Origin of the sequence: Klebsiella sp. 54, from assembly GCF_018223875.1 — a bacterium.
GTDB lineage: Bacteria > Pseudomonadota > Gammaproteobacteria > Enterobacterales > Enterobacteriaceae > Klebsiella > Klebsiella quasipneumoniae.
Map to the genome: position 1 here is coordinate 271,966 of NZ_JAGRRA010000003.1, position 24,510 is coordinate 296,475.

Below are 24,510 nucleotides of genomic sequence, written 5' to 3' on the forward strand. Positions count from 1 at the left end.
GACAATTATGAGAATTCGATCACCATACAGTGGCTGAGGGTAAGGAAAACAAGGCGAGTGTGTTGCGCATTATCCCTTCGGCTATGGCTGCCGGAGGCTCAGGGCGCAGTTCGCACAGGGCCTCAAATACCCGCGCAGCTTGTTCCGGGCGATTGGGCAGTCCCTGAAAGCCATTGAGCGGCATATCCGGGGCATCGGTCTCCAGCAGCAGGGCTGAAAGCGGCAGACGCGCCATCACCTCGCGGGTTTTGCTGGCGCGGGGATAGGTAATGGTGCCGCCAACGCCGATCTTATAGCCAAGCTGCACAAAGCGCTCGGCCTGCTGCAGACTGCCGGCGAAGCCATGTACCACCCCAGTACGCGGCAGGGCATGTTTTTTCAGCAGCATCGCCAGCTTATCGTGGGTGCGTCGGGAGTGGAGAATCACCGGCAGATCGTAACGCTTCGCCAGACGCAGCTGCGCTTCCAGCAGCGCCTGCTGACGATCGAACTGCGGCTCGTCGCGATAGAGATCGAGACCAATCTCCCCCACCGCCACCAGTTTTGGCGGGCGCTGCGCCAGCGACGCCTCCAGTTGCGCCAGCCCCTCATCGGTATGCTGCTCAATGACAATCGGATGCAGGCCCAGCGCGGCATACAGCGCCTCGTGCTGCGCCGCCAGCGCCAGCACGCGGCTAAAACGCTCAGCGGAGATGGCCGGAACGATAATTCGTCCGACGCCGGCCTGCGCCGCACGCGCCAGGCTGGCGACCTCATCTTCCGCGAAGGGGGAAAAATCGAAGTGGCAGTGGGTATCGATAAAACGGTGCGTCACGCCAGATCCTCATGATTAAAGCTTGCGTCATTGGCCTGCGGCGCAGCGATGATGGTCGCCTGCGGCGCTTCATTGGCCACCGGCACCGGCGGCACCACCACCGGCGAGGGCCGGGCAACACGCGGCGCGTGGCGCAACAGCGGCGGCCGGTCAGCCAGCAGTTTACCCACGGTGGCCAGGAAATAACGGCCGCACTGGCGTCCGGTTTTGTAGTCCTCCAGCAGCGCCGGCAGTCGGCTGCCAAGCGCCATGCTGCGCAGCGGCCGCTGGGGATAGATTTCGAAGATCCGCAGCTTACCGGGCGGTTTCTCGATGAACTGCTGGATGGCGCGATAGGTGGTTTCGTGGTGATGCACCAGATTGACCAGCGGCTGCAGGCTGCTCTCCCCCAGCCAGCGCTCCATCCGCTTAAACCACTCCGGGGTATAAAACATCTGCGAGGGGACGGTGCGGATCACCACGATGGTCTGAGCGCCGCGGCGGGCCGCCTCCTGAACCGGGATCGCATCGCTGACGCCGCCGTCAAGGTAGCTGACGCCGTCAAGCAATACGCCGCTGCGATAAAATCCAGGGATGGCGCTGGAGGCGCGGATCAGATCCAGCCAGGTTTGCGGCGTTGGTGAAAAATAGCTGGCGGAGTAATCGTCGCCGCGACAGGCGCACATCCACAGCTCTTTTCCCTGCGCGAACTGCGTTTCAGCATAGTTCATGGCCAGCGGCATCTGCTGCGAGGTGGCCTCGACCAGCCAGTCGAGATCGATAAGGTTGCCGCCGCGCACAAAGCGCATCGGATCGAAAAACTGGCGTGAGGTGGTGTAGCGGGTGATGACTTTGCGGGCATAGCCTTGCTGATTACACATGTAGGCGGAGAGGTTTTGCGCCCCCGCGGAAGTCCCCAGCATCAGGTCAAAGGGGTTAAATCCGGCGCGCATGAATTCGTCCAGAACCCCGGCGGTGAAAATCCCTCGCTGTCCCCCGCCTTCACACACCAGCGCCAGCTTGCCTGGTCGGAAGGGTTTAACCGCCAGCGGGGCGATATTGCCCAGCGTGACGGGAATGCGTTGCCCCACCCTGCTTTCCTGTTCGATTGGTCTTCTCCTGACAAGGTAACGCAATTTGCCCGCCGCTTAAACCGCGAAAGCCAGTCCGCAGGACTGGCTTTGTGTAAGACGACGTGTCAGTAAAAATGCTCAGGCTTCAGCATCGCCCGCATCGCGGGCCACCTAAGGACGTCTGCGTCCAGTAAACAGGCTCACCAGGAACAGGATAATCCCGACGACAAAGACGATTTTCGCGGCGCCAGCGGCAGTACCCGCCAGACCACCGAAGCCCAGGGCCGCAGCAATTAATGCAATGACCAGAAAAATAATTCCCCATCGAAACATACTTTTCTCCTTACCATAATGGACGGTGAACAGCGGTTTGCGCACCCTTTCTGTCTAGCTCATCGCTCAGTGGATGCTGCTATTCGTTCGGCAACCTTGGCCAGACAACACTTTTGTTAATAACTCGATTTACTTCACGCTAAGATCGTTGCGGACGCTTTTCACACCGGAGACCGCTTTCGCAATCTCTGCGGCGCGCTCAGCCTGCGCAGCGGAAGCCACCGTACCGGTCAGATGCACGGCGCCGGCGTTAGTTTCTACTTTCACATTGCGCGAAGGGACAATGTCATCCGCCAGCAGCTTGGCTTTCACTTCGCTGGTAATAGCGGTATCCCCGGCATAGCCTTTCAGCGTCGCCGTCTCGCTCGACGATTTGTGCTGCACCGTCAGTTTGTCGTTAACCTGAGAGACGCCTTCGACCGCTTTTGCCACGCTCAGCGCCTGACTTTTCTGTTCAGCACTGGTGACGTCGCCGCTGAGGGTGACCACTTTGTTTTCCGTTTTCACCGAAATATCGCCGGAGTTAATATCCTTATGGTCGATCAGCGCCGCCTTTACCCGCGCGGTAATGGTGCTGTCGTCCATAAAATCGCCGACTTTATTAATCGAATTGTCTACCGCCTCTCCCGCATTGCTGGCAGCTGACTTCGCACTGTCTACCGTTGTTTTTTCCGTCTCTGCCGAGGCGTTCAACGCGGCTAAGCCTAAGAAGAGCGCCAGCAACATATTGGCATTCTTTAGTCTGGTCATCGTGATGTCCTCGTTTTTTCACCAGCGCTGGCGTCTTATCGCAGTGAATTACGCCAGCATTTTTAAAAACACGAATTAAATATAGTAGACAGGCGAAGGGGTTGCGGAGGATATGGATAAAAAACAGACGAATTAGCGGCGTTTTAAGAACTTTCCAGAAGGAAGGAAGCGCGGGCAGAAGAAGAAAAAAGCGCGGCCTGCGCCGCGCTTCGTCAGGGATTAGTGCTCGCGCGTTTTGCGGAACACCACGTCAGGATAACGCTCCTGCGTCAGGTTCAGGTTGACCATCGTCGGAGCGATGTAAGTCAGGTTATCGCCGCCATCCAGTGCCAGCTGAACTTCATTTTTGCGCTTGAACTCTTCGAATTTCTTCACGTCAGTGGATTCAACCCAGCGCGCGGTGGCCACGTTGACCGATTCGTAAATCGCTTCCACGTTGTATTCGCTTTTCAGGCGCGCCACGACGACGTCAAACTGCAGCACCCCCACGGCGCCGACGATCAGATCGTTATTGGCGATCGGACGGAAGACCTGCACCGCGCCCTCTTCAGAGAGCTGAACCAGCCCTTTCAGCAGCTGTTTCTGCTTCAGCGGATCCTTCAGGCGAATACGACGGAACAGTTCCGGTGCGAAGTTCGGAATACCGGTGAACTTCATCATCTCGCCCTGGGTGAAGGTATCGCCAATCTGAATGGTGCCGTGGTTATGCAGGCCGATAATATCCCCAGGATAGGCTTCCTCGACGTGTGAACGGTCGCCGGCCATAAAGGTCAGCGCGTCGGAGATCACCACGTCTTTACCGATGCGCACCTGACGCAGCTTCATGCCTTTCTCATATTTACCGGACACCACGCGCATGAAAGCCACGCGGTCGCGGTGTTTCGGGTCCATATTGGCCTGAATTTTAAACACGAAGCCGGTGAACTTCTCTTCCGTGGCGGTGACTTCACGGGTGTCGGTGTTACGCGGCATCGGCGCCGGCGCCCACTCCACCAGGCCATCCAGCATATGGTCAACGCCGAAGTTACCTAACGCGGTCCCGAAGAACACTGGGGTGATTTCCCCGGCCAGGAACAGATCTTTATCGAACTCGTTCGACGCGCCCTGCACCAGCTCCAGCTCGTCACGCAGCTGCTGCGCGAGATCTTCCCCCACCGCCGCGTCAAGATCCGGGTTGTTGAGCCCCTTCACGATGCGCACTTCCTGGATGGTATGGCCTTTACCGGTCTGATACAGGTAGGTTTCATCTTTGTAGAGATGATAGACGCCCTTGAACAACTTACCGCAGCCGATAGGCCAGGTAATCGGCGCGCAGCCAATTTTCAGCTCGTTCTCGACTTCATCCAGCAGCTCCATCGGATCGCGGATATCACGGTCGAGTTTGTTCATAAAAGTGAGGATCGGCGTATCGCGCAGACGGGTGACTTCCATCAGCTTACGGGTCCGATCTTCGACGCCTTTTGCCGCGTCAATCACCATCAGGCAGCAGTCCACCGCCGTCAGGGTACGGTAGGTATCTTCGGAGAAGTCTTCGTGCCCCGGGGTATCCAGCAGGTTCACCAGACAGTCATGATACGGGAACTGCATTACCGAGGTGGTGATCGAGATACCACGCTGCTTTTCCATCTCCATCCAGTCGGATTTCGCGTGCTGGCTGGAGCCACGGCCTTTTACGGTACCGGCGGTCTGAATCGCCTGTCCGAACAGCAGCACCTTTTCGGTGATGGTGGTCTTACCGGCATCCGGGTGAGAGATAATGGCAAAAGTGCGGCGTTTGGCCACCTCTTGCAGATAAGGAGACAACGTCATAATTAATCTTCTAAGTAAACGCGGCCATGGGCCACGCATGTGGAATACGAAAAATTGCGGCTATTTTACCCATCAACGGGGGGGAGGCAATCAGTGTTTACACAGGAGCTGCTCCAGTTCGCTTAACGAGGTCACCGTCCAGTCCGGCTCGAGGTCCGCCGGCAGCTCGCGCTGATGCGCATTGAGCCAGCAGGTCGCCAGTCCGGCGTTCACGCCGCCGCGAATATCCGACTCGGCGGTATCGCCGACCATCAGCACCCGCGAGCGCGGTGGGTTACCCGCCTTCGCCAGCGCGTAATCGAAAATGCGCGCGTCCGGTTTAGCGACGCCCACTTCTTCAGAAATAATTAGCAAATCAAAGTGATCGCGTAAACCGGTCCGCTCCAGACGAGTCTGCTGCAGCGAGGTAAAGCCGTTGGTGATGATGCCCATTTTGACCTTGCCCTGCAGCGCGTTGAGCAGAGAGACCGCACCCGGCAGCGGCGCACAGATTTCCGCCATCGCATTCATAAACGCGTCGTTGAGCTCCCCCGGCGGCACATTCAAACGTTGCGCCCAGTTGTCAAAACGCTGGTGCTGCAGCTGCAGCGAGGTGATGGCGCCGTTTTGGTAATCCACCCATAGCGGCTTATTCACGGCCTGATAGTCCTGAAAATCTTCGGCGGTAAAGGTCACGCTGTAGTCGAGAAACATCCGCTGTAAGCCGCTGAAAGAATCAAACGTAAACAGCGTTTCATCGGCATCAAAGAAAATCCAGTCCCATTTCATCGTATCACCTTGTCTTACATACTGATTGGCAGAGCCATAACAATGGCGTCTTCGCGCCCGTCGGCCGTCGGGTAGTAGTTGCGGCGAATCGTCGCTTCATTGAAGCCTAAGCTTTCATACAGCGCGAGGGCGGCAACGTTGGAGGCGCGCACCTCCAGCCATAGCGTGACGACGCCGAGCTTTTCGACTTCATCAATGACATGTTCCAGCAGCGCTCGCCCCAGGCCACGGCGCTGGTAAGCGGGATCGACAGCGATATTGAACAGCGTCGCCTCATCCAGCACCACTTGCGTAATGGCGAAAGCCGCCATTTCGCCATCCACCGACAGCTGATAGTTGCGATAGCGTTCCCCCTGGTTACTGGCCAGGGTCTGTTCGCTCCACGGGAAAGCGTGGGCGCGGGTTTCGATTTGCCAGGCTCGGGTTAAATCAGCCGTGCTGAGGGTAGAAATCGTGTTCATGTGCGCAGATTTGTTGCCAGAGCGCCCTGCGAGCCGGCGCGCTGGTCTGGAGTTCATCAAAAGCGGGGGTGGACACCTGGGCGCCCGCCAGCGGCAGCGACGCCTCTGTGCCCAACCGCCAGCTGTTACAGCGGCTGTCCTGCGGCAGCATCGCCACCCGCTCCGGGGTCAGCTGCAGGACCTGATCTGGCGTTACGGCCAGCGCGCGCAATACGTCGCCAATCAGCGGCTCTGTCAGCGACGGCGGGGTTTCCGCCACCATCACCAAACGAATATGTTCAGGAAGCGAGATAGCGATTTCGCCCTGTAACGCCCCCGGTCGGCGCAGCGACCACTGGGTAATGCCCAGCTGCTGTAGTTGCCAGTCTCGTCGGGATGTCATAGCGAAACACTCCTGTTAAACAAGCGCGCAATATAGCAAATCCGTCGTATCTGCGCCAACAAACTACTATAATCGGCGCCAGTCTTAATGAAGGAGTGTTTCATGTCCGCTTTTACCCCGGCAAGTGAAGTCTTGCTGCGCCACAGTGATGATTTCGAGTCCGCCCGCGTTCTGTTTGCCGGTGACCTGCAGGATGACCTGCCTGCGCGTCTGGATACCGCGGCCAGCCGCGCCCACACCCAGCAGTTCCACCACTGGCAGGTCCTCAGCCGCCAGATGGGTGACACCGTCCGTTTTAGCTTAGTGGCTGAGGCGGCTGACGTCGCCGAGTGCGACACCCTGATCTACTACTGGCCAAAGAACAAACCAGAGGCGCAGTTCCAGCTGATGAACCTGCTCTCTCTGCTGCCAGTGGGAAGCGACATTTTCGTCGTCGGTGAAAACCGCAGCGGCGTCCGCAGCGCGGAGCAGATGCTGGCTGAATACGCGCCATTAAACAAAGTGGATAGCGCTCGCCGCTGTGGCCTCTATCATGGCCGTCTGGAAAAGCAGCCCGCCTTCGACGCCGAAGCTTTCTGGGGCGAATACACACTGGATAATCTGACGATTAAAACCCTACCGGGCGTCTTCAGCCGCGACGGTCTGGACGTCGGCAGCCAGCTGCTGCTCTCCACCCTCGAGCCGCATACCAAAGGGAAAGTGCTGGACGTCGGCTGCGGCGCGGGTGTGCTGGCCGCCGCGCTGGCCAGCCATTCGCCGAAAGTGCGCCTCACCCTGTGCGACGTCAGCGCCCCGGCGGTTGAAGCCAGCCGCGCGACGCTTGCCGCCAACGGCCTGGCTGGCGATGTGTTTGCCAGCAACGTCTTCTCCGAGGTCAATGGTCGCTTCGACATGATCATCTCCAACCCGCCATTCCATGACGGCCTGCAGACCAGCCTCGAAGCCGCCCAGGCGCTGATCCGCGGCGCGGTTCGCCATCTCAACAGCGGCGGCGAGCTGCGCATTGTCGCCAACGCCTTCCTGCCGTATCCGCAGGTGCTGGATGAGACGTTCGGCTTCCATGAGGTGATCGCCCAGACCGGACGTTTTAAGGTCTATCGCACCATCATGACCCGTCAGGCGAAAAAATAATCGTCTTTTCACGCCGGCGGCCCGCTCCTGGTGCCGCTGGCGCTTCCCGCGGGCAAATCCGCCCATTTTTGCAGCAATCGATACAACCTGCATAATTAACTATTGACGTGTCGCCGAAAACCACTAGAATGCGCCTCCGTGGTAACGATACTTTCATAGTGTCGATGGTATGCGAAGGTGGCGGAATTGGTAGACGCGCTAGCTTCAGGTGTTAGTGTCCTTACGGACGTGGGGGTTCAAGTCCCCCCCCTCGCACCATAATCCACGAAGATATTGCTCGCACTGGGCGAAGGTGGCGGAATTGGTAGACGCGCTAGCTTCAGGTGTTAGTGTCCTTACGGACGTGGGGGTTCAAGTCCCCCCCCTCGCACCAACGAGGCAATATCCAAAGAAAGAATACTGTGCGAAGGTGGCGGAATTGGTAGACGCGCTAGCTTCAGGTGTTAGTGTCCTTACGGACGTGGGGGTTCAAGTCCCCCCCCTCGCACCAATATTCTTCCCTCTCCCGACGTTATCCTCTCAGTTTGATATCCACCATCATCAGCATTATCCCACCAATCAATGCAACGCACGATGGCAGCAGGATAAAATGGCGCAGTTGACGATGCCATATCATCACCGCGGACATCAGCATGCCCACCGCGACCAGCGTCCGCCATACGTCAGCCGACACCCCGGCATACCCGAGAGCGACAATCAGCGCGCCGGGAACGACGACTGCCCAACCGCTTCCTAATGCTCGCAGCAGCATGGTTTTACCTCTCACAACGATAATGATAACCAATATCATATGATAATTTTTATCATTTGTCATTTGCAAAGTGCTCTGTGCCTTATTCTTTACGTTCGCGGTAATGACATACATTCATGAAGGTGATAAATTAAGCGGATTATCGATATATATTAAATATTTTTCTTATTTTGCAAATAACCTTTTTTTGCACATTGTTATCAGACTCTTCATTTTTGGCTTTCATCATTTTGAAATTTAACGACTAATAATGATTCTTCCGATATGACTGCACAAACCTGGCGAGCACATTACGCACAAAAATATCAATATTCCTTACGGCTTTTTTTACTGCTTAATTTCATTTCTTCCTCTCTGTCGCTGGTCACCCCCCTATTTACGGTAGTTCGTTTCACGCTGCCCTGCGCCCTGATCGTGGCCTGCAGCGGGTTGCTGCTACTCTGGCACTGGAAATGGCCGCAATCGAAAATAAATATTTCCGCTATCTCGTTGTTATTTGGCATGCTATGGGCATGGCACGTAGTGACAAAGGCGATGCTATTGACACCGCCGCATTTTAACTATCTGGTGATCGCCCTATTAAGCATTCTGTTTATCGGCACCATCGCTTTTTCCAATAATATCACTGCCTTTACCCTCCACTCTTTACCGACTTTCCTTGCCTGCCTGATAATGGCGGAGGGAGAACAATGGTTGCGCATGACTTACTGTTTTATGCTGCCTATTGCCGGTATTACCCTGCAAAATATTATCCAGAAGCGCAGCGATGCCTTTACACAAGGATTGATGGATAAACTGATGCAGGAACGCAACACCCTCAACGATCTCAGTATGCTGGATCCCCTGACCGGTTTGTATAATCGCCGCGGACTGCAGAATCGCCTCGATACCCTGCTGGCGCTGGACGGCGATAACCACTTCGTGCTGCTCCTCGATATCGATCATTTCAAAGCCTATAACGATCACTACGGTCATATGATGGGCGATCAGGCGCTCATTCGCGTCTCTGCTGCCATTCGTAACGCCGTACGCTCGCGCGATATTGTCGCCCGCTTTGGTGGAGAGGAGTTTATGGTGCTGCTGACCAATAGCAGCGAAGAAACGGCCTGGCAGGCTGCCGAACGAATTCGACAGCGGGTCTATGACCTGAAAATCCCGCATATGTTTAATGAGAGCGTCGCCACCAACGTGACCATCAGTATTGGTCTGACGCCGCTCATTGATGACAATATTGAGCAAGCGCTGGCGCGAGCCGATGGCGCACTCTATGAAGCTAAAAATAAAGGCCGCAACATTATTTTGGCCAGTTAACCCGCGCGCGCTGCGGCATCGTGGCGCCGACAAAATTCTTGCCATGCCGCCTGCAAACAACTAATATCAGGAATCATTATCATTTAGATTTGTATCTGGAAATCGAATGGCCTGGCGTTCCCTTCCTCTCAGCGATGAACTTATCTGGCGGGCCCCTTTGCCGACGGCTGAGCGCGCCCTGGCGGAGAGTATTCGGGAAAAAATCGCCACCCTGCGCCCCCATCTGCTCGATTTCCTGCGCCTGGATGAATCCGCTCCCGGTCACGCGTTGACGCTCGCCGAGTGGTCGCAACCCACCGCCTTACGCTCCCTGTTGGCCACTTATTCCGATCATATCTATCGTCATCAGCCAACGCTGACACGGGAACAGAAACCTCTGCTCTCGCTCTGGGCGCAATGGTATATCGGTCTGCTGGTGCCGCCGCTGATGCTGGCGTTGCTCAATGAACCACAGGGTCTCAGCCTGGCGCCGGAACATTTCCACGTCGAATTTCACGAAAGCGGCCGGGCGGCCTGTTTCTGGATTGATGTCCATAGTGATGCAGGCATCGAGAGACTGTCACCGCTGTCGCGGATGGATGCCCTGGTGACGCGCACCCTGCAGCCGGTTATTGAGGCGCTGGAAGCGACGGGCGAAATCAATGGCAAGCTTATCTGGAGCAATACAGGCTATCTGATTAACTGGTATCTTGGGGAAATGCGCGCGCTGCTGGGGGATGAGCAGCTTGCCGCCCTGCGCCAGCACTGTTTCTTTGAAAAACAACTCGCCGATGGTCAGGATAACCCACTATGGCGAACGGTCGTGCTGCGTGAAGGGCAGTTAGTCCGACGCACCTGCTGTCAGCGCTATCGCCTGCCGCACGTCCAACAGTGCGGCGACTGCACGTTAAAATAACGCCCTGTTCCCAATAAGCTACGGGCAGCCTGTGGCCGCCCGGTCACTATTTATGCGGTCTGCTGACTCTCCTGTTCCGCCCGTTCGGCCTCTTCCGCTTCCTGAGCAAGCAGCTGTTTCTCATACACCTTAAAGAACGGGAAGTAGATAATCGCCGACACGCAGGCCAGAACGATGACCAGAATTGCCGCCCGGAAATCCCAGCCCAGCGCCCAGGCACCGCCAATCGGCGCCGGCGCCGTCCACGGCACCACGGAGATGACGCGGCCGATCAGATCCAGCTTCATTGCCGCCCAGGCCAGCACCGCATTCACCATCGGCGCCAGCAGGAACGGAATAAAGAACACCGGATTCATGACAATAGGCGTCCCAAAGATGACCGGCTCGTTAATGTTAAACAGGCTTGGCACCACGCTCAAACGACCAATGGAGCGCAAATGCGCTGAACGACTGCGCAGATAGCAGAACACCAGCCCCATGGTGGCACCGGAACCTCCGACCACGATAAAGAAGGTCCAGAACGCCTCCATAAAGATATGCGGCAGAGGTGCGCCCTGGGCCAGCGCCTGCTGGTTCATACCGAGGTTGGTCAGCCAGAACATCTGCAGCATCCCGGAAACGATCGCCGCACCGTGGATCCCGGCAAACCACAGCAGATGGCCGATGAGGACCGCCAGCAGGATCGCCGGCAGGGAATCGGCTGCCGAAACCAGCGGTTTGAAAATCGCCATAATGGCCTGCGGGATCAGCATGTCAAAATGGTGTTGAATAAACAAGCTCAGCGGATAGAGCGTCAGCACAACCACCAGCACCGGGATCAACAGATCAAAGGAATTTTTGATCATCGGAGGGACCTGATCCGGTAGACGGATACCGATGTTATGTGCTTTGAGAAAACGCATCATCTCCACACAGTAGATCGCCACCAGAATGGCGGTAAAGATCCCTGTTCCGCCGAGGCTATCCACCGGCAGCGTGCCATTCGTCTTCGGCGCGGCAATCAGTAAAAAGGCCATGATCGACAGCATCGCGCACATAAAGGGATCGAGCTGATTGGATTTCTCGTAGTGCTTACCGAGGTTGTAAGAGATTGCCGCGCAGATGTAGATCGACATGATCCCCATTGTCATATCAAAGGGGGTCAGTATGCGCCCCTCGAACTCTTTTGCCAGATCCAGCCAGGCGCGGGCGAAACCCCAGGTGGTATCCGGGGAAAAAGGAGGATAAGCAAACACCAGCAGAAACGATCCGACGATCATAAACGGCATCGCGGAGATAAAACCGTCACGGATAGCCATGACGTGACGCTGCGATGAGATCCGCCCTGCTATGGGGCTTATGTAATTTTCTACAAAGCGAAATATCAAATTAAACGCAGCATGGTTAGCAGACATAGTAGCCCTCCTGACAGGCTATTGATACTGGCCCAACAACGATTACCCTGCCGTTACGATGACCGCTTTTTGATGCAGCAGGCCGCGGGTGGATCACCGGCTATACTGCTCATAACACAACGATTCATACACGGCTCTTTTGTTATAAATAAAAGGAGAAGTGACTGTTCCAGTATTCATCTCAATGCAGATAACCGCAACCGGTTACAGTAACCGGTTACGGTGAATGTGAAGGAGATCGACAAAATAGAAAGAATCTGGATTGTCCGCGCCGATATTTACACTCCGCCAGGCTTGTGACAGATTTAACCAGGCTTAAATCAGGAGAATCCAATGAGTCTGCAGTCTGTACGGCAGTTCTTTGCCGAACACGCCCCCGATATCGAAATTATTGAGTTAAACCAGAGTACCGCCACCGTGGCGCTCGCCGCTGCCGCGCACAACGTTGAGCCGGGACAAATAGCCAAAACGCTGTCGCTCAAGATCAAAGATAAAATTGTACTGATCGTCGCCAGGGGCGATGCGCGGCTGGATAATAAAAAGCTGAAAGAAACCTTTGGCGCAAAAGCGCGTATGTTGAGCAGCGATGAGGTGGTGACCTGGACCGGCCATCCGGTCGGCGGCGTGTGCCCGTTTGGTCTGGAAAATCCGCTGGACGTCTTCTGTGACGTCTCGCTCAGGCACTATCAGGAGGTACTACCCGCAGCGGGGGCTATTCACAGCGCCGTTCGCATCGAACCAGAACGAATGGCGCAGCTCACCGACGCAACATGGGTAGACGTATGCATATAGCCGCGTTATGCCACCTGTTTAACGGCGCTGGTCGGGCCGTTTATCGGTAAATGCAGCAAGATATCCGCCGCGTTTAATAAACCAATGTCAGAGCGAACCCCGAGCTTGGTCATGGCGTTGAACTTATGCGCGCGGATGGTTTTAATGTTCCGGTTCAGCTGCACCGCAATTTCCGAAAGCGAATATCCCCACGACATATACCGAAGAATAGCGTGCTCCGTCGGACTTAGCGGATCGTTGCATGCCTCTCTGCCGCAAAAATGCTCTTTGCCGGCGAGGGAATGATTATCCAGCAGCTGTAATAAATGCTCCTGCAACCCGCGTCGCGGCGCAGATTTATTTAATATACCGTGCAGGCAGGACGGCATTAAATGGCCGATCAGGCGCATTTCGCTTTCATTATTAGCCAGAATAATCGTTTGGACTTCCGGTCGGATCCTCGCCATCTCGTGAAGAAAAAGCAGGCTCTCGGCTCTGGACGAACGACTCCCTGAAAGTGAAAAGATCATTGCTGACCATGGGAAAGACGCTTCCACCGCCCTGAGCAAATTGATATTTTTAAAAAAATGAATGCGGTATTGGCTGTTATCTTCACGGCTAAAGATATAGCGCCAGGCCATTTCCGTCATCACACATTTTTCTACGATGGCGACATGACGGGTTGTGCTATTTTTTTCCATTCCATTTGCTCCCCGTAAGCTGAATTGATATTCAGCTCTTGCATTCCCTGCGCGCTGTTGATCCAGGCATACATTTCAGCGTTGCTGCGTAGCGATAAGCGACGCATTGCGCTATTTTTCTGCGCGCTGATCGTCTTATTGCTCTTTTTCAACAGCGCGGCGATCTGGTTAATTCCCCATCCCTTCGCCAGAAGGCGCAGAACTTTTCGCTCTGACAGGGTCAGCATCGCCGCAGAGTGGTAGCTTGCGAAATCGCTGTCCTCATTCCCGGTAAACAGCGTACGGCTAATCTGCTCAGCCGCACGGCTACCAGCACAAATCACCTCAATCAGCCGGTTTACCGGCTCGCTCTCGGAGATGAGCGAGCTTTCGGGACGAATTAATAGCTCAACGGCTAATGGATAGAGGCTGTCGCTGACCATAAAAACCCAGTGAATATCACGATACTGGGTCATGAGGGCGTAATAACGCTCGCAGACGGCCCGGGGTTGCGCAATCTCGCCGGAGATATCCGCAACGACCAGCACCGCCCGCCGCAGTTGTAAAAGGGTGAGCTCATCATGAGAGCGACAAAAACTGAGTTCGTAATCCGGGAGGTTCTCATTGAAGATCACCTTTAACCCTGACTGCATGACGGGGATTTTACTAATAACGACGCCAAACTTACCTTGTCCTGGTAACATAACACCTCCGCTTCCTGTCGAAGTTCCTTCGCTTGCCCGTAAACGTTCGGCGAGTGACTCGATCGCCATACCATTTACTGGATGAATATTAAAAGCATATTCATGGCCCGCGTACACGATATACTGCATGACCGAACCGTGGTCATACCGTGTAAATATTATTCCTGTGTATACTTGCGATGAATATTAGCACAGACGCCTCTGCGCTAATAAATTAGAAAAGATAAAACTATTATTTAGCAAAAATAATTTCAGGCTTGAAAATTATGAAGCATTCTCTTTAATTGCTTCTCTAAATGCTTTAGGCGACATGCCACTGTAGCGGCGGAAAAAGCGAGAAAAATAGGCGGCGTCGCTAAAACCCAAATAATCAGAGAGTTGCGTTACCGTCATGCGAGTGTACTGCAGGTTACGCCGCGCCTCAAGCATCAGTCGCTGATGCAGTACCCCGAGAGCGCTACAGCCATAGAACTCGCGACATAAATAGTTTAAATGCGTGACCGACAGCCCAATCAACTTCGCATACTCCGCCAGCGGGAGATGCTGCCGGTAGTGGCTCTCAATAAGCCGGGAAAAATGACGCATCATACTGCGCTTTCGCTCCGCTTTGTCTTCCGCGGGCGGTGCGGGGCGGCACTGCCGGTTCAGCCAGACCAGCAGCGTCCCCAGCAGCGAATAAAGCATCATTTCCCGTGCGTCATGATCGGCACTGTACTCCTCGCGAAGCGCTGAAAACAGCGTATGCATACGCCCCCGGGAACGCCCCACCGGCAGACACTGCGCTACGCTAAGCACATCCAGCGGCCGGCCGAACTGATTTTCAAAGCGGCTCAGCAGCGGCAGCGCCAGGGAGAGCACAAATCCGTGCGTCCCGGGTGAAAAATGAAAGCCATGAATGCAGAGGGCGGGCACCACCTGGATGCAGGATTCCGTCATCACCGCAGTGGTGCCTTCAATTTCGATCTCCGCCCGACCTTTGTGCAGATAGAGGAGCTGGACCATTTCGGCGTGCTGGTGGACACGAATATGCCACTGATACAGGCTGCTGCGCTGCAAAATCGATTCGCAGTGCAGCAGGTCCGGCGTCGGCCAGCCGCGCTCCTCGCCATAGAGCTTAAATACCGGAACAGTTTGGACGGGCGACATAGTTACTCCTGTTCAGTCAGACGACGCGCTCCATGGGCAGGCCCACGTAGTTTTCCGCGATGGTGGTCAGCCCAGCGCGCGAGCCCAGATAGTAGCGGCGATCGGCCGCCTGCATTTTGGCGTCGAATTCGCTCTGCTGCGGGAAATCGTGCAGCAGGCGGGTCATGAACCAGCTAAAGCGTTCCCCTTTCCAGACCCGATCCAGCGCTAGTCGCGAATAGGTCGCGAGCAGATCGCTCCGGCCATGATGGTAGTATTCGCGAAGGATCCGCCACAGATAGTTCACGTCCGATGCCGCCAGGTTCAACCCTTTAGCGCCGGTCGGCGGTACGATATGCGCGGCATCCCCCACCAGAAACAATCGCCCATATTGCATCGGCTCTACGACGAAGCTGCGCAAGGGAGCGATGCTTTTCTCAAGTGAGTGACCAGTCACTAACTTTGATGACAGATCCGCCGGCAATCGGCATTTCAACTCCTGCCAGAAGCGTTCGTCCGACCAGTCTTCCACTTTATCGCTCAGCGGAACCTGCAAATAGTAGCGGCTGCGAGTAAGTGAGCGCTGACTACATAAAACGAATCCCCGCTGATGATGCGCATAGATCAGCTCCGGATTGACCGGCGGCGTATCCGCCAACAGGCCTAACCAGCCGAACGGCCAGACGCTCTCGTAAGTTTTGAGGATGTCAGCGGGAATACTTTGCCGCGACACGCCATGGAACCCGTCGCAACCGGCGATAAAGTCACACTCCAGGCGACAGAATTCTCCTTCGCTAAGATAGGTGATCGTCGGCCGGTCGCTTTTCGCGTCATGGATAGTCACTTCGCTCACGCCGTACACGATCGGCGCGTCGCTGGCGGCCCGGGCAGCCATCAGATCGCGGGTCACTTCAGTCTGGCCGTAAACCATCACGCTCTTGCCGTCGGTCAGCTCGCTCAGTGAGACAGGCACCCGCTGGCCGTCAAAGAGAAACTCCACCCCATGATGCACCAGGCCTTCGACGTCCATTCGCTGCGCCACGCCCGCTTCGCGAAGCAGAGCGACGGTACCGCTTTCCAGAATTCCCGCGCGGATGCGCCCCAGCACATACTGCGGCGTTTGACGCTCAAGAATGACCGTGTGGATGCCGGCGTTGTGCAGGAGCTGCCCCAGCAGCAGTCCGGAAGGGCCAGCGCCAATAATCGCGACCTGTGTTTTCATAGGATTGTCTCACTTTTGCAGGGTTAATTATTTGTATATTTTTTGTTTAATAAAAGTGCTTTCCTGCATTTTTGATAAGTCAGACGGGAAAAAGAAGGGATGAATGGCGACAAAAATTGCACTTTTCACCAAACTGGCAAAAGTGTGGGAAGCTTCAAATTCTGCCCCTCCTGCGGGCGGGAAATTTTTGCACATTATTTGATCCCACCCCCCTCAGCCGCCCAGGCGCTTCAGGTTAAAGTATCGGCAGATACCAGGCGTCGCGGACAGCAGAGGAAATATGCAGGTTGATCGGGCACAGCAGCGGGCAATCACACGATTATGCATCCAGTGTGGTCTTTTTTTGTTACAGCACGGCGCCGAAAGCGCGTTGGTGGAAGAGCTTTCAACGCGTCTCGGGCTGGCGCTGGGGATGGACAGCGTCGAAAGCGCCATTTCCTCCAACGCTATCGTCCTGACCACCATTAAGAATGGCGAATGTCTTACCTCCACGCGTAAAAATGTCGACCGCGGCATTAATATGCATGTGGTGACGGAAGTGCAGCATATCGTGATCCTCGCCGAGCATAAGCTGCTGGATTATCGCGACGTCGAGAAGCGCTTCGCGCAGATTAGGCCCCTGCGCTATCCCCGCTGGTTGCTGGTGATCATGGTGGGCCTCTCCTGCGCTTGTTTCTGTAAACTGAATAACGGCGGCTGGGATGGAGCGCTGGTCAGCTTCTGCGCCAGCACGGTGGCCATGTACATTCGCCAGGTGCTGACCCACCGTTCCATGCATCCGCAGATCAACTTCTGCATCACCGCCTTTGTGGCCACCACGATCTCCGGGCTGCTGCTGCGCCTCCCTACCTTTGCCAGCACCCCGACCATTGCCATGGCCGCCAGCGTCCTGCTGCTGGTCCCGGGCTTTCCGCTGATCAACGCCGTCGCCGATATGTTTAAAGGGCATATTAATACCGGCCTCGCCCGCTGGGCGATCGCCAGCCTGTTAACCCTTGCCACCTGCATTGGCGTAGTGATGGCAATGACCGTATGGGGGCTGCGGGGATGGGCATAATTTCGTTTATTTTCGCGCTGGCGGAAGACATGCTGCTGGCGGCGATCCCTGCCGTCGGGTTTGCGATGGTCTTTAATGTCCCGCGGCGCGCCCTGCGCTGGTGCGCGCTGCTGGGGGCCATCGGCCACGGTTCGCGCATGGTCATGATGAGCGCCGGTTTTAACATTGAATGGGCCACGTTCCTCGCCGCCCTGCTGGTGGGCTGCATCGGTATCCAGTGGTCGCGCTGGTATCTGGCGCATCCGAAGATTTTTACCGTTGCCGCCGTGATCCCGATGTTTCCCGGTATTTCCGCTTACACCGCGATGATCTCCGCGGTAAAAATCAGTCATTTTGGCTATTCTGAAGAGATGATGATTTTGCTGCTGAGCAATTTTTTAAAGGCCTCTTCAATCGTGGGCGCCCTCTCCATCGGCCTGTCGATACCCGGTCTGTGGCTGTATCGTAAGCGCCCTCGCGTCTAACCCCGGCGTCGCGGTAAAGCCGCGACGCTCCTTCCGCGACGGGCTCTGTGCTACTATGTGCAGATCACCCCACTCTTTGCAGTTCAGAGTTGAGATAGAGTTATGTCTTCGCGAATTTTAACCTCCCATTTTAGCGGCCTGGAAGAGTTCCTCCAGCAGCACGCGGCGCTGCTGGCGAAATCGACTGACGGCACTGTCGCCGTTTTTGCCAACAACGCCCCGGCGTTCTATGCGCTGACCCCAGACCGGCTGGCGCAGCTGCTGGAACTGGAAGCCAGGCTGGCGCGCCCCGGCAGCGACATCGCGCTTGACCCGCAGTTTTTCGACGAGCCCGCGGCGGCGCCGGTTGCGGTGCCGATGGGCAAATTTGCCATGTATGCGGCCTGGCAGCCGGACGCCGACTTTCAGCGTCTGGCCGCGCTGTGGGGCATCGCCCTGAGCCAGCCGGTCACCCCGGAAGAGCTGGCCGCTTTCGTCGCTTACTGGCAGGCGGAAGGTAAAGTGTTTCACCACGTGCAGTGGCAGCAGAAACTGGCTCGCAGCGTGCAAATCAGCCGCGCCAGCAACGGCGGGCAGCCGAAGCGCGATGTGAACAGCGTGAGCGAACCCGACAGTCATATTCCGCGAGGTTTCCGAGGATGAGCATGAAAAACGTTGGCGATCTGATGAAGCGCCTGCATAAAATGATGCCGGCTCATATCGAACCGGCGTTTAAAACCGGCGAAGAGCTGCTGGCCTGGCAAAAAGAGCAAGGCAAGCTGCGTTCCGAAGCGCTGGAGCGGGAGAACCGCGCGATGAAAATGCAGCGCACCTTTAACCGCTCGGGGATCCGCCCCCTGCATCAGAACTGCTCCTTTGATAACTATCGCGTCGAGTGCGAGGGGCAGATGAACGCCCTCGCCCGGGCGCGTCAGTACGTGGAGGAGTTTGATGGCAATATCGCCAGCTTTATCTTCTCCGGCAAACCGGGCACCGGTAAAAACCACCTCGCGGCTGCTATCTGCAACGAACTGCTGCTGCGCGGGAAATCGGTCTTAATTATCACCGTGGCTGATATTATGTCAGCCATGAAAGATACCTTCGGCAATCGGGAGACGAGCGAAGAGCAATTACTGAGCGATCTCAGCAAGGTCGATCTTCTGGTGATTGATGAAATTGGTATGCAGACGGAGTCTCGCTATGAAAAGGTCATTATCAATCAGATAGTTGACCGCCGCTCTTCCTCCAAACGGCCTACCGGTATGCTAACCAACAGTAATATGGAAGAGATGAATAAGCTGCTCGGCGAACGGGTGATGGACCGTATGCGCCTGGGCAACAGCCTGTGGGTTATCTTCAACTGGGAAAGTTACCGGCACCGCGTCACCGGCAAGGAGTATTAAGAGATTTCCGGACAACGGCGGCGTTATACTAAAGTGATTCTTCAGTCACGCTTATGAGTCCGTCTATGAAATCGTTAAAAAATGGCTTACTTGCCGCGCTTACCCTCAGCGCATTTACCCTCTCCGGGGCCCACGCTGCCTCCTGGCAGGATTCTCTCAACAGCGCCGCCAGCCAGCTCAGCGGCGGCAGCACCCAGGCTGGCAGCGGCGGCATGTCCGTCTCCTCGCTAACCAGCCTGCTCAGTGGCAGCAGCCAGTCGCTGACCGCCAGCAGCATGAATAATGCGGCCGGGATCTTGTCATATTGCGCGCAACAGAAGCTGGCCTCCGTGACCAGCGCCGATAACGTCAAAAACCAGGTGCTGGATAAACTAGGACTCAGCACGCCGGAAAAACAGAAACAAGACACCAACTATCTCGATGGCCTGCAGGGGTTGCTCAACAGTAATAACGGCCAGCAGCTGGACCTGAATACGCTTGGCAACAGCTCGCTGGCGAAACAGGTGAAAACCAAAGCCTGCGATCTGGTCTTAAAACAGGGCGTTAACTTCCTCTCCTGATACGTACTGCTAATGCCGCGTTTGTCGCCTTCGCGACGGCAGCGCGGCCTGAAACGGCTTTTTTCTCCTTTTTCTCCTTGCGCTTCCCCGCCACGCCGGCTGCGACGCCGATCAAAAAAAGCAACTTCTAAACCAATTCTGAATAACTGCACACTTTCATGACGCTAGAATTGCAGCAAGATGGCGCTGCAATTACAGTGTGGCTTGAAAAGTAATCTGTTCTGCCAGCCGATAACTGGCGTTAATGAGGATGAGCTGTGTCAGAGTTGTTATCCATCGCCTTATTTTTAGCTTCGGTGGCGCTTTATGCCTGGAAAGCGGGTCGTAACACCTGGTGGTTTGCCGCCACGCTCACGGTGTTAGGCCTGTTCGTGGTGCTGAATATCACCCTCTACGCCAGCGACTACTTTACCGGCGACGGCATCAACGACGCGGTACTCTACACTCTGACCAACAGCCTGACCGGCGCCGGGATCGGCAAATACATTCTGCCGGGCATCGGCGTGGCCGTCGCGCTGGTTGCCGTTTTTGGCGCCCTGGGGTGGGTGCTGCGCCGCCGTCGGCATCATCCTCATCACGTCGGCTACAGCCTGGCGGCGCTGCTGCTGGCGCTGGCCTCGGTCGACGCCAGCCCGGCCTTCCATCAAATCAGCGAGCTGGTGAAATCGCAATCACGGGAAGGAGACCCGGACTTTGCCGCGTACTACAAAGAACCGTCGAAGCGTATCGACAATCCGCAGCTGAATCTGGTCTATATCTATGGCGAAAGCCTTGAGCGCACCTATTTTGATAACGATGCGTTCCCCAACCTCACCCCTGAGCTTGGCAGAATTAAAGATGAGGGCATTGATTTCAGCAATACCATGCAGCTGCCGGGGACCGATTACACCATCGCCGGCATGGTCGCGTCACAGTGCGGCATTCCGCTGTTTGCGCCGTTTGAAGGCAACGCTTCGGCCTCCGTATCCAGCTTCTTTCCGCAGAATATCTGCCTTGGCGATATCCTGAAAAACTCCGGTTACGAAAACTATTTTGTGCAGGGAGCTAACCTGCGCTTTGCTGGCAAAGACGTCTTTCTCAAGTCCCACGGCTTCGATCACCTGTTCGGGGCGGAAGAGCTCAAAACCACGGTAGCGGATCCCACCTACCGCAACGACTGGGGCTTCTATGACGACACGGTACTTGAGGAGACGTGGAAAAAATTCGAAGAGCTGTCGCAGTCCGGAAAACGCTTTTCGCTGTTCGCCCTGACGGTGGACACCCACCATCCCGACGGCTTTATTTCGCGCACCTGCGAGCGTAAACGCTATGACGTGGACGGTAAGAAAAACCTCTCCTTTAGCGCCGTTAGCTGCAGCCAGGAACATATCGCCGCGCTAATCGAGAAGATCAAAGCCTCTCCCTATTTCAAAAACACGGTCATCGTGGTCTCTTCCGACCACCTGGCCATGAAGAACAGCGCCTGGGATTACCTCAACAAGCACGATCGCAGCAATTTGTTCTTTGTCCTGCGCGGCGATCGGCCGCAGCAGGAGACCCTGGCAGTGAAACGCAACACCATGGATAACGGTGCGACGGTGCTGGATATTCTCGGTGGCGATAACTATATCGGCCTCGGGCGCAGCAGTCTCTCTGGCCAGTCGCTCTCCGGTATTTTCATCAATATGAAAGAGAAGATCCTGGCCTGGAAACCCGACGTGATCCGCCTGTGGAACTTCCCGAAAGAGATTAAAAACTTCACCATCGACTCGCAGAAGAACATGATCGCCTTCTCCGGCAGCCATTTCCGTCTGCCGCTGCTGCTCCGGGTGTCGGATCAGCGCGTTGAACCGCTGCCGGAGAGCGAATACTCGGCGCCGCTGCGCTTCCAGCTGGCCGATTTCGCACCGCGGGATAATTTCGTGTGGGTCGATCGCTGCTATAAAATGGGCCAGCTGTGGTCTCCTGAGCTGGCGCTCTCCACCGACTGGTGCGTCTCGCAGGGCCAGCTCGGGGGTGAGCAGAAGGTTCAGCACGTTGATAAGCCACAGTGGAAAGGCAAGACCGCCTTCAGGGACACCCTTATCGATATGGAGCGCTATAAGGGCAACGTCGATACGCTGAAAGTTGTCGACAACGATATTCGCTATAAGGCCGACAGCTTCGTGTTTAACGTTGCCGGCGCGCCGGAAGAGGTGAAACAGTTTAGCGGCATTTCGCGCCCCGAGTCCTGGGGTCGGTGGTCCAATGCCCAGCTGGGCAGCGACGTGAAGATTGAATATAAAGAGCCGCTGCCGGAGAAATTTGATCTGGTGATCACCGCCAAAGCCTACGGTCCCAATGCCAATAAGCCGATCCCGGTGCGGGTTGGTCAAAGTGAGCAAGTGCTTACTCTGGTCAATGATGTGACCACCACGACGCTGCATTTCGACAACCCGACGCGCAGCAACACGCTGACCATCACTCCGCCGGACCCGCAGTCCACCAACGAGGGCAATATCCTCGGCCACTCCCCGCGTCAGCTGGGGATCGGTATGGTGGAGATCAAAGTGGTGAAAAGCGAAGGTTAAAGCCACCTTGCCCGGCGGGTTTTGGCGCCGGGCAACGGTTTGGGTGGCGGGGTGTTAGCAATACAGCGGCTTGAGCTCGTCAGCCGACAGTCCGGTAATCTTCTGTACCGTCTCTTTGTCGAGGCCATTCTGTAACATGCTGCCGGCAATGCGCAGCGCCTCACGCCGGCTCCCTTCCTGTAAGCCCTCAAGGCGCCCTTCCAGGCGCCCTTCCTGCCGACCTTCCTGTCGACCTTCCTGCTTAAGCTTTTGCGCGATAGACATCAATGTCTCCTCATACTGTGGCAGACGGCGGGCCAGCCGGCGGAGAAACACGCCCGGCTCGGCCGTGTTACCGTACTGCAGCATATAGTGAAACAGCATTCTCAACTGCCGGGGGCTAGTGTATCCCAGCATCACCACGGCCGCCAACGACTCCGTTATGTCGCTGAGATCGCGCTGGCGAATATGCTTTTGCATCAGCTCCAGCAGGGCGACCCGCCGATGCTGCACGATTTCATCGTCCGGCATGACCGTGACGTCGATCAATGGAAACTGACTGCCGTACAGCCTCTTCGCCAGCTGCGGGTCGGCAAATTCATCCAGCCAGTTGAGGGAAAAAGAATACGGACTGGTTGCGCCGTGATAAAACAGCATCGGCACCACCAGCGGCAGCGTTTTGTGCCCGGCGTCGAGGTGTCGCTGCATCGCGGCAATCGCATAGCGCATCAGACGAAAAGCCATATGGTTGTCCGGCGAGCTCTGATGCTCTATCACCACGTAAATATATCCCGCCCCGCAGGTGGTCCGCACCGACCACAGCACGTCCGAATACCAGGCGCGCAGATCCTCATCGATAAAACTCGCCGATTGCAGCCTCAGGGTAGCGAAATCGCACCGCTGGCGGATCGCTTCGGGAAGATAGAGCATGAGGAAATCATTCGCTGTCTCCGGGTGGCGAAGAAATCGTTTAAAGACCGCATCATGCGGCGTGGCGGTTATTCGTTTTTTCATGGCCATCCGCTTGCCTGAATGAGAAGGGAAGCCGGACTCTACCACCGGTTTTTACCCGGTTGGTTTTGGCGATGATTGTCTGGGAAGCGCCTCGGAGAATAGCGGAGCGGCCAGTCTGACTGGCCGCCATGGGCAAGATTTAGTAATCAAACTGCCGGTAATAACGGCGGATATTCAGGTCGTGGCCGGTATGGTGCTCAAAGTGGGCCGCCAGCCGGTCCACCAGCAGAGTGGACACCACGCACGGCGCCATAATCCAGCGGAACGCATCATCAATGCCGTTCAGCGGATAGTCGCGTGGGTCGATCACCACCAGATGGTCAGTTATCTTTTCGGCAAAGCGTTCGACGCGCTCGTCCAGCGCCCGGCATTTCCCCTCGCCCTTCACCAGAAACAACGGGACCTCTTTTTCCAGCAGCTCCAGGGTACCGTGGAAAAATTCAGCCGAGCTTACCGACTTCGTCCGCTTCCACTGCATCTCTTCGAGAATACACATCGAGAACAGGTAGACCTCACCCCACATTTCCGCCCCGCCAATCCACATCATGTAGTCGCTATTATGGTATTGCGCGGCAATTTTATCCGCCTGCGGATCGAACTGGCGCTTGGCCTCTAGCAGATTTTCCGGCAGCAATTCCAGCTGGCTGGCAAAACGCTCATATTCAGCAAACTCGCCGTGACGATAAATCACGCGGAAGAATAACCAGTACAGCAGCATATACTCATATTCCACGCCATTCTTATGGCACATCGGAATATGCCAGCTGGCGGCGGCAGCCAATGGCGAATCGGCATGACGGGTAATGGCTACAACGCGTATCCCCTGCGCCTTGCACCATTCAGCAATGGCCACCGACTCTTTGGTATCGCCGGATTTAGAGAGCGTGACGACAACCGCCTCTTTATTTAATTTTTTATGCCCGCGATGGATTAATTCCGCCGCCTGCTCAAGATAAACCGGCACGCTGGTTAATTCTTTGGCAAACTCATTAATAGCCATCATCGGGGCCAGGGAACCGCCAACCGAGGCAAAAAATAATGCGCTGCAGCCGCTGTCATAAATAGCGTCGGCCACGGTTTCAGCCTGTTTACGCGCAGCGATGATCTCGCGAGCACTGGTCAGGTACTCGTCCTGATTAAAACCCAACATAG

General features: G+C 55.9%; 27 protein-coding genes and 3 tRNA genes. 14 read left to right on the top strand and 16 right to left on the bottom strand.

All coding sequences use genetic code 11. From position 1 onward, the window contains the following. Positions 1–19: 19 nt before the first annotated feature. The 8 genes from KHQ24_RS10940 to KHQ24_RS10975 all read right to left on the bottom strand — a co-directional run bounded on the left by KHQ24_RS10940 (position 20) and on the right by KHQ24_RS10975 (position 6,369). Positions 20–814, bottom strand: coding sequence for a metal-dependent hydrolase (locus tag KHQ24_RS10940; RefSeq protein WP_211777272.1), 795 nt, complete (start codon positions 812–814; stop codon positions 20–22). Beyond that, on the bottom strand, positions 811–1,884 hold the full coding sequence (locus tag KHQ24_RS10945; protein ID WP_004886521.1) for a patatin-like phospholipase family protein: 1,074 nt from the start codon (positions 1,882–1,884) through the stop codon (positions 811–813). The genes KHQ24_RS10940 and KHQ24_RS10945 overlap by 4 nt, the downstream gene beginning before the upstream one ends. Before the next feature lie 153 nt (positions 1,885–2,037). After that, complete coding sequence (locus tag KHQ24_RS10950; RefSeq protein ID WP_002887716.1) at positions 2,038–2,199, bottom strand: DUF1328 domain-containing protein; 162 nt, start codon at positions 2,197–2,199, stop codon at positions 2,038–2,040. Positions 2,200–2,328: 129 nt separating this feature from the next. Further along, positions 2,329–2,949 carry a molecular chaperone OsmY gene (gene osmY, locus KHQ24_RS10955; RefSeq protein WP_017901234.1) on the bottom strand — a complete coding sequence of 207 codons (621 nt, stop codon included), beginning with the start codon at positions 2,947–2,949 and terminating at the stop codon, positions 2,329–2,331. A 219-nt stretch (positions 2,950–3,168) separates the two neighbouring features. Beyond that, positions 3,169–4,758, bottom strand: coding sequence for a peptide chain release factor 3 (gene prfC / locus KHQ24_RS10960; protein ID WP_002887711.1), 1,590 nt, complete (start codon positions 4,756–4,758; stop codon positions 3,169–3,171). A 90-nt stretch (positions 4,759–4,848) separates the two neighbouring features. After that, positions 4,849–5,526: a pyrimidine 5'-nucleotidase gene (gene yjjG, locus KHQ24_RS10965; RefSeq protein WP_004886511.1), complete on the bottom strand. Its 678-nt coding sequence runs from the start codon at positions 5,524–5,526 to the stop codon at positions 4,849–4,851. 14 nt (positions 5,527–5,540) lie between these two features. Continuing rightward, positions 5,541–5,987 carry a ribosomal protein S18-alanine N-acetyltransferase gene (gene rimI / locus KHQ24_RS10970; RefSeq protein WP_004886508.1) on the bottom strand — a complete coding sequence of 149 codons (447 nt, stop codon included), beginning with the start codon at positions 5,985–5,987 and terminating at the stop codon, positions 5,541–5,543. Further along, complete coding sequence (locus tag KHQ24_RS10975) at positions 5,956–6,369, bottom strand: DNA polymerase III subunit psi (RefSeq protein ID WP_004886506.1); 414 nt, start codon at positions 6,367–6,369, stop codon at positions 5,956–5,958. Before KHQ24_RS10975 ends, rimI begins: the two co-directional genes overlap by 32 nt. Positions 6,370–6,471: 102 nt before the next feature. On the opposite strand from KHQ24_RS10975, the gene rsmC reads away from it, so the two are divergent. The 4 genes from rsmC to KHQ24_RS10995 all read left to right on the top strand — a co-directional run bounded on the left by rsmC (position 6,472) and on the right by KHQ24_RS10995 (position 7,990). Further along, positions 6,472–7,500 carry a 16S rRNA (guanine(1207)-N(2))-methyltransferase RsmC gene (gene rsmC, locus KHQ24_RS10980; RefSeq protein ID WP_032455519.1) on the top strand — a complete coding sequence of 343 codons (1,029 nt, stop codon included), beginning with the start codon at positions 6,472–6,474 and terminating at the stop codon, positions 7,498–7,500. Positions 7,501–7,671: 171 nt separating this feature from the next. Next, positions 7,672–7,758 (top strand) — tRNA-Leu (locus KHQ24_RS10985). A 28-nt stretch (positions 7,759–7,786) separates the two neighbouring features. Then, a tRNA-Leu gene (locus KHQ24_RS10990) sits at positions 7,787–7,873 on the top strand. A 30-nt stretch (positions 7,874–7,903) separates the two neighbouring features. After that, a tRNA-Leu gene (locus KHQ24_RS10995) sits at positions 7,904–7,990 on the top strand. 21 nt (positions 7,991–8,011) lie between these two features. On the opposite strand, the gene KHQ24_RS11000 is transcribed toward KHQ24_RS10995, so the two are convergent. After that, entirely contained in the window at positions 8,012–8,251 is a 240-nt protein-coding gene (locus KHQ24_RS11000; RefSeq protein ID WP_004886500.1) for a DUF1435 domain-containing protein, read from the bottom strand. 70 nt (positions 8,252–8,321) lie between these two features. Here KHQ24_RS11000 and KHQ24_RS11005 point away from each other — a divergent pair, with 70 nt between their 5' ends. From KHQ24_RS11005 to fhuF, 3 genes are all read left to right on the top strand, one after another. Further along, entirely contained in the window at positions 8,322–8,492 is a 171-nt protein-coding gene (locus KHQ24_RS11005) for a hypothetical protein (protein ID WP_072096669.1), read from the top strand. 23 nt (positions 8,493–8,515) lie between these two features. Then, entirely contained in the window at positions 8,516–9,562 is a 1,047-nt protein-coding gene (locus tag KHQ24_RS11010) for a GGDEF domain-containing protein (protein ID WP_004886496.1), read from the top strand. A 106-nt stretch (positions 9,563–9,668) separates the two neighbouring features. After that, positions 9,669–10,457 (top strand): siderophore-iron reductase FhuF, encoded by a 789-nt coding sequence (gene fhuF, locus KHQ24_RS11015; RefSeq protein ID WP_211777273.1) that lies wholly within the window; start codon positions 9,669–9,671, stop codon positions 10,455–10,457. Positions 10,458–10,507: 50 nt separating this feature from the next. Here the strand turns inward: fhuF and KHQ24_RS11020 are convergent, their stop codons facing one another. Next, positions 10,508–11,851: a PTS cellobiose transporter subunit IIC gene (locus KHQ24_RS11020; protein ID WP_002887650.1), complete on the bottom strand. Its 1,344-nt coding sequence runs from the start codon at positions 11,849–11,851 to the stop codon at positions 10,508–10,510. Positions 11,852–12,184: 333 nt separating this feature from the next. Here KHQ24_RS11020 and KHQ24_RS11025 point away from each other — a divergent pair, with 333 nt between their 5' ends. Then, on the top strand, positions 12,185–12,643 hold the full coding sequence (locus KHQ24_RS11025; RefSeq protein WP_004886490.1) for a YbaK/EbsC family protein: 459 nt from the start codon (positions 12,185–12,187) through the stop codon (positions 12,641–12,643). Between the two features lie 5 nt (positions 12,644–12,648). Here KHQ24_RS11025 and bglJ read toward each other — a convergent pair whose 3' ends face one another. The 4 genes from bglJ to pobA all read right to left on the bottom strand — a co-directional run bounded on the left by bglJ (position 12,649) and on the right by pobA (position 16,353). Further along, positions 12,649–13,323, bottom strand: coding sequence for a DNA-binding transcriptional activator BglJ (gene bglJ / locus KHQ24_RS11030; RefSeq protein WP_023319687.1), 675 nt, complete (start codon positions 13,321–13,323; stop codon positions 12,649–12,651). Further along, on the bottom strand, positions 13,284–14,006 hold the full coding sequence (locus tag KHQ24_RS11035) for a helix-turn-helix transcriptional regulator (RefSeq protein WP_025999143.1): 723 nt from the start codon (positions 14,004–14,006) through the stop codon (positions 13,284–13,286). Before KHQ24_RS11035 ends, bglJ begins: the two co-directional genes overlap by 40 nt. 264 nt (positions 14,007–14,270) lie before the next feature. Then, positions 14,271–15,152, bottom strand: a complete 882-nt coding sequence (locus KHQ24_RS11040) for a helix-turn-helix domain-containing protein (RefSeq protein ID WP_023319686.1) — start codon at positions 15,150–15,152, stop codon at positions 14,271–14,273. A 16-nt stretch (positions 15,153–15,168) separates the two neighbouring features. Beyond that, a complete protein-coding gene (pobA, locus tag KHQ24_RS11045; RefSeq protein WP_211777274.1) occupies positions 15,169–16,353 on the bottom strand; it encodes a 4-hydroxybenzoate 3-monooxygenase in 1,185 nt (394 codons plus the stop codon). A gap of 280 nt (positions 16,354–16,633) precedes the next feature. On the opposite strand from pobA, the gene KHQ24_RS11050 reads away from it, so the two are divergent. The 6 genes from KHQ24_RS11050 (at position 16,634) to opgB (ending at position 22,365) form a co-directional block, all read left to right on the top strand. Next, positions 16,634–17,410, top strand: coding sequence for a threonine/serine ThrE exporter family protein (locus KHQ24_RS11050; protein WP_017899102.1), 777 nt, complete (start codon positions 16,634–16,636; stop codon positions 17,408–17,410). Beyond that, entirely contained in the window at positions 17,401–17,874 is a 474-nt protein-coding gene (locus tag KHQ24_RS11055) for a threonine/serine exporter (protein ID WP_032455516.1), read from the top strand. Before KHQ24_RS11050 ends, KHQ24_RS11055 begins: the two co-directional genes overlap by 10 nt. Positions 17,875–17,976: 102 nt before the next feature. Then, positions 17,977–18,516, top strand: coding sequence for a primosomal protein DnaT (gene dnaT / locus KHQ24_RS11060; protein WP_017899103.1), 540 nt, complete (start codon positions 17,977–17,979; stop codon positions 18,514–18,516). A gap of 2 nt (positions 18,517–18,518) precedes the next feature. Beyond that, positions 18,519–19,256, top strand: a complete 738-nt coding sequence (gene dnaC, locus KHQ24_RS11065; protein WP_211777275.1) for a DNA replication protein DnaC — start codon at positions 18,519–18,521, stop codon at positions 19,254–19,256. 65 nt (positions 19,257–19,321) lie between these two features. Beyond that, on the top strand, positions 19,322–19,816 hold the full coding sequence (locus tag KHQ24_RS11070) for a DUF2501 domain-containing protein (protein ID WP_004886462.1): 495 nt from the start codon (positions 19,322–19,324) through the stop codon (positions 19,814–19,816). Between the two features lie 257 nt (positions 19,817–20,073). Continuing rightward, positions 20,074–22,365, top strand: coding sequence for a phosphatidylglycerol--membrane-oligosaccharide glycerophosphotransferase (gene opgB / locus KHQ24_RS11075; protein WP_211777276.1), 2,292 nt, complete (start codon positions 20,074–20,076; stop codon positions 22,363–22,365). Positions 22,366–22,419: 54 nt separating this feature from the next. On the opposite strand, the gene KHQ24_RS11080 is transcribed toward opgB, so the two are convergent. Both KHQ24_RS11080 and KHQ24_RS11085 read right to left on the bottom strand, forming a co-directional pair. Then, a complete protein-coding gene (locus tag KHQ24_RS11080; RefSeq protein WP_074404084.1) occupies positions 22,420–23,364 on the bottom strand; it encodes an Rpn family recombination-promoting nuclease/putative transposase in 945 nt (314 codons plus the stop codon). 133 nt (positions 23,365–23,497) lie between these two features. Then, the gene (locus tag KHQ24_RS11085) at positions 23,498–24,508 is read right to left on the bottom strand and encodes an SIS domain-containing protein (RefSeq protein ID WP_017899107.1); all 1,011 of its coding nucleotides are present in this window, start codon (positions 24,506–24,508) and stop codon (positions 23,498–23,500) included. Between the last annotated feature and the right edge of the window lie 2 nt (positions 24,509–24,510).

Coding starts and splice junctions, on each gene's coding strand:
- KHQ24_RS11000 (WP_004886500.1), bottom strand. CDS start 8,251: ATGCTGCTGCGAGCATTAGGAAGCGGTTGGGCAGTCGTCGTTCCCGGC.
- dnaC (WP_211777275.1), top strand. CDS start 18,519: ATGAAAAACGTTGGCGATCTGATGAAGCGCCTGCATAAAATGATGCCG.
- KHQ24_RS11085 (WP_017899107.1), bottom strand. CDS start 24,508: ATGTTGGGTTTTAATCAGGACGAGTACCTGACCAGTGCTCGCGAGATC.
- fhuF (WP_211777273.1), top strand. CDS start 9,669: ATGGCCTGGCGTTCCCTTCCTCTCAGCGATGAACTTATCTGGCGGGCC.
- yjjG (WP_004886511.1), bottom strand. CDS start 5,526: ATGAAATGGGACTGGATTTTCTTTGATGCCGATGAAACGCTGTTTACG.
- KHQ24_RS11040 (WP_023319686.1), bottom strand. CDS start 15,152: ATGTCGCCCGTCCAAACTGTTCCGGTATTTAAGCTCTATGGCGAGGAG.
- dnaT (WP_017899103.1), top strand. CDS start 17,977: ATGTCTTCGCGAATTTTAACCTCCCATTTTAGCGGCCTGGAAGAGTTC.
- KHQ24_RS11035 (WP_025999143.1), bottom strand. CDS start 14,006: ATGTTACCAGGACAAGGTAAGTTTGGCGTCGTTATTAGTAAAATCCCC.
- KHQ24_RS10950 (WP_002887716.1), bottom strand. CDS start 2,199: ATGTTTCGATGGGGAATTATTTTTCTGGTCATTGCATTAATTGCTGCG.
- KHQ24_RS11070 (WP_004886462.1), top strand. CDS start 19,322: ATGAAATCGTTAAAAAATGGCTTACTTGCCGCGCTTACCCTCAGCGCA.
- KHQ24_RS11050 (WP_017899102.1), top strand. CDS start 16,634: ATGCAGGTTGATCGGGCACAGCAGCGGGCAATCACACGATTATGCATC.
- osmY (WP_017901234.1), bottom strand. CDS start 2,949: ATGACCAGACTAAAGAATGCCAATATGTTGCTGGCGCTCTTCTTAGGC.
- KHQ24_RS10975 (WP_004886506.1), bottom strand. CDS start 6,369: ATGACATCCCGACGAGACTGGCAACTACAGCAGCTGGGCATTACCCAG.
- prfC (WP_002887711.1), bottom strand. CDS start 4,758: ATGACGTTGTCTCCTTATCTGCAAGAGGTGGCCAAACGCCGCACTTTT.
- pobA (WP_211777274.1), bottom strand. CDS start 16,353: ATGAAAACACAGGTCGCGATTATTGGCGCTGGCCCTTCCGGACTGCTG.
- rsmC (WP_032455519.1), top strand. CDS start 6,472: ATGTCCGCTTTTACCCCGGCAAGTGAAGTCTTGCTGCGCCACAGTGAT.
- rimI (WP_004886508.1), bottom strand. CDS start 5,987: ATGAACACGATTTCTACCCTCAGCACGGCTGATTTAACCCGAGCCTGG.
- KHQ24_RS11010 (WP_004886496.1), top strand. CDS start 8,516: ATGACTGCACAAACCTGGCGAGCACATTACGCACAAAAATATCAATAT.
- KHQ24_RS11055 (WP_032455516.1), top strand. CDS start 17,401: ATGGGCATAATTTCGTTTATTTTCGCGCTGGCGGAAGACATGCTGCTG.
- KHQ24_RS11025 (WP_004886490.1), top strand. CDS start 12,185: ATGAGTCTGCAGTCTGTACGGCAGTTCTTTGCCGAACACGCCCCCGAT.
- KHQ24_RS11080 (WP_074404084.1), bottom strand. CDS start 23,364: ATGGCCATGAAAAAACGAATAACCGCCACGCCGCATGATGCGGTCTTT.
- KHQ24_RS11020 (WP_002887650.1), bottom strand. CDS start 11,851: ATGTCTGCTAACCATGCTGCGTTTAATTTGATATTTCGCTTTGTAGAA.
- bglJ (WP_023319687.1), bottom strand. CDS start 13,323: ATGGAAAAAAATAGCACAACCCGTCATGTCGCCATCGTAGAAAAATGT.